The organism is Bradyrhizobium sp., from assembly GCF_019244115.1.
Classification (GTDB): domain Bacteria; phylum Pseudomonadota; class Alphaproteobacteria; order Rhizobiales; family Xanthobacteraceae; genus Bradyrhizobium.
In genome coordinates, this window is the sequence record NZ_JAFATE010000127.1 from 1 (window position 1) to 3,095 (window position 3,095).

A 3,095-nucleotide genomic window follows, 5' to 3' on the forward strand; every position below is an offset into this window, starting at 1 on the left:
TCCTGGCGGCTGGCGATCCTGGACGAGGCGCAAGCGATCAAGAACCCCACCGCCAAGCAGACCAAAACCGTCAAGCAGTTGCGGGCGGATGCGCGCATCGCGCTGACGGGAACGCCGATCGAAAACCGGCTTGGCGACCTCTGGTCGATCTTCGACTTTATCAATCCGGGCCTCCTGGGCTCGTCGAAGCAGTTTTCGTCCTATTCCAAGCAGCTTGCCAACAGCGAGGCGCACAACGCCTATGCGCCGCTGCGCGCGCTGGTGCGGCCCTACATCCTGCGCCGGATGAAGACCGACAAGAGCATCATTGCCGATCTGCCGGACAAGACGGAGGTGAAGGCTTTTTGCGCGCTGAGCCGCCGCCAGGCCGCGCTGTATCAGCAGGCCGTGGCCGACATCACCGCCAAGCTCGAGGATGCCGAAGAGATCGAACGAAAAGGCCTCGTGCTGGCCTTGCTGATGCGGTTGAAGCAGATCTGCAACCATCCCTCGCAATGGCTTGGTGACGGCGCCTGGGCCGAGGAGGACTCTGGCAAATTCGCGCGCCTCCGCGACATCACGGCCGAGATCGCCTCGCGCCAGGAGAAGGTTCTGGTCTTCACCCAGTTCCGGGAGACGACGGCGCCGCTCGCCGCCTTCCTCGGTTCCGTGTTCGGCCGCAGCGGACTCATCCTGCACGGCGCGACGCCGGTCGGCGAACGCAAGGACCTGGTGCGCCGGTTCCAGGAGGACGAGGATGTCCCGTTTTTCGTGCTGTCGGTCAAAGCCGGCGGCGCGGGGCTCAATCTGACCGCGGCCGCGCATGTGGTTCATTTCGACCGCTGGTGGAATCCGGCTGTTGAAAACCAGGCCACGGACCGCGCATTCCGCATCGGGCAGATTAAGAATGTGCTGGTCCACAAGTTCGTCTGCCGCGGCACGGTCGAGGAGAAGATCGACCGGATGATCGAGGACAAGCGGCAATTGGCCGGAGACTTTCTCAACGTCGGCGCCGAGGCCGTTCTGACCGAGATGAAGAACGACGAGCTCTTGAAGCTCGTCAGTCTCGATCTGGCGGCAGCCATGAAGGAAGGCTGATCGATGCGCGATTACGGATACGAATGGCCCGAATATGTCTCGGTCGCCGACAAGCGGCGGCAGGCGGAAAAGGAGCTGGCCAAGCTCAGAAAGAAGGGGCACGCGGCCGCGCCGGTGATCGTTCAGGGCCAGAAGATCGTCAAGAATTTCTGGGGCCTGTCATGGTGCAGCAATCTCGAACGCTACAGCGATTTTGCCAGTCGCCTGCCGCGCGGTCGTAGCTATGTCCGCAACGGCTGCGTCATCGACCTTCAGATCGAGAAGGGCAAGATCAAGGCCAAGGTCAGCGGCAGCGAGCTCTACACGGTTGCGATCACGATTGCTCCGGTCGCCGCGAAGCGCTGGCGGGCCATCTGCACCGATTGCGCGGGCACGATCGATTCGCTGGTCGAGCTGCTGCAGGGGCGCCTGGCGAAGAACGTGATGGATCGGGTCTGCCGCGAGGGCGATGGCCTGTTTCCAGCGCCGGGCGAGATAAAACTCTCCTGCAGCTGTCCGGACTCCGCCGACATGTGCAAGCACGTCGCGGCAACCCTCTATGGCGTCGGCGCGCGGCTCGACGAAGCGCCGCGACTATTGTTCGCATTGCGCGGCGTCGACGAGAGCGATCTGCTCGCCGGCGCGGACCAGGGTGCGATGGTATCCAGGGCCGCACCCGCTTCCGGGATGGTGTTGGCCGGCGGCGACATGGCCGCGCTGTTCGGGCTCGACATGGCGGATGCGTCGGACGCGCCCGCACCCAGCGCGGCGAAGTCGGCCGGGCCACGTCGTTCCTCGAAGAAGGATGCAACGCCAGGGGTGCAGCGCGCTGGCGCGCCGCGGAACGACTTACCTCAAAAGTCCGCAGGAGCGCGCAAGGGCAAGGCTGCCAAAACTCCGCTCGGAAAGACAGCGGCGGCGACGCGCCCAGCCCGGCGCAAACGGGGATAGCGCGCCGCGCGGCCCGCTCATCGCCGCCTAGCGCGCCGTCACCCGATAGGCGAGGCGGGTATGGCCCGGGCAATAGGGCAGGCCGTCGACCGGCCGATTGCCGCAGAAGCAGAAATCGTCCGCACCGGGCGTCGAGATCGGCCAGCGGCATTTCTCCTTCGACAGCTCGTAGAGCGAGCAGGTGTGTCCGTTGTGGATCGGCGCGTCAGCCGCCGACGGCTCGGGCTCCGAGGTCAACACCTTGATGAGCTGCGCCCGGAAGCGCGGCGCGGGGTTGCCGCCACGTCCCCGCACGGCCGCGGCAGCCTTGCGCGGCGGGGCCTTGACCTTCTTGTCGCGCGTCAGATTGAGGCGCGTGAGTTTTCCGATCACGGCGTTGCGGCTGACGCCGATCTCCGCTGCGATCTGGCGGCAGGACAGCCCCGCATCGAAGTGGCTTTTCAGAAGCGCGACGCGCTCCGTGGTCCAGGTCTGGTGTGACGACGGTTGTGGGCTCTGTTGTGATGGGCTCTGTTGTAAAATGTGCTGTTGGGCGGGCATGTGTGTCGGTTCCAAGCTTGATCTCGTGATGGATCGTCTTGGCCGTGATGTCTGCCGAACTGTCCGCGTATCCCTTTGTCTCCCAGCATTACGGCGTCTTGCCATTGTCCCGGATCGAGAGCAGCCCGTCCTTGATGGCGAGCCGGATTCCTTCCTCGATCAGCGTCCTTGCGACGCCGGGGACGCTGGTACCGTGTGTGCCCTGTCTCACCAGTCTTTCCATGTACGCGATGGTCGAGAGGGCCAAGGTTACGGGAATGCGGTCAGTTTCGGCTTTTTCCGTGGCCATGCCAAAAACGCTATTCCTTAACGCTGGTACTGAAAAGTAACTTTTCAGACTCTATTTGGATTCCAAGAAGCCGTCTAGGCTGTTCCTTCTTTCTGGTTAAGGCATTGTATTCACATGATAAATTACGAATCGGTCGACTATCCGCCGATTCGGTGGGCGGGCAGACCGGTCCGGGCGGCCTGTGGATTGTTAGGAACTCGGGGAATCGGGGCGCCTGCGCGGGCCCAATCCCGGTGGCCCTAGCCGTGCACGACCGACT

General features: G+C 63.7%; 4 protein-coding genes. 2 read left to right on the forward strand and 2 right to left on the reverse strand.

Annotated elements, in window-relative coordinates; translation table 11 throughout:
- Both JOZ76_RS05965 and JOZ76_RS05970 read left to right on the forward strand, forming a co-directional pair.
- Positions 1-1,077: DEAD/DEAH box helicase (locus tag JOZ76_RS05965; RefSeq protein WP_291697703.1), on the forward strand; the 1,077-nt coding region annotated here is incomplete at its 5' end.
- 3 nt (positions 1,078-1,080) lie between these two features.
- Positions 1,081-2,007, forward strand: coding sequence for an SWIM zinc finger family protein (locus JOZ76_RS05970; RefSeq protein WP_291697704.1), 927 nt, complete (start codon positions 1,081-1,083; stop codon positions 2,005-2,007).
- Between the two features lie 27 nt (positions 2,008-2,034).
- On the opposite strand, the gene JOZ76_RS05975 is transcribed toward JOZ76_RS05970, so the two are convergent.
- Together JOZ76_RS05975 and JOZ76_RS38145 are read right to left on the reverse strand one after the other, a co-directional pair.
- A complete protein-coding gene (locus JOZ76_RS05975) occupies positions 2,035-2,547 on the reverse strand; it encodes a GcrA family cell cycle regulator (RefSeq protein ID WP_291697705.1) in 513 nt (170 codons plus the stop codon).
- Positions 2,548-2,635: 88 nt separating this feature from the next.
- Positions 2,636-2,836: a hypothetical protein gene (locus JOZ76_RS38145; protein WP_291711119.1), complete on the reverse strand. Its 201-nt coding sequence runs from the start codon at positions 2,834-2,836 to the stop codon at positions 2,636-2,638.
- Between the last annotated feature and the right edge of the window lie 259 nt (positions 2,837-3,095).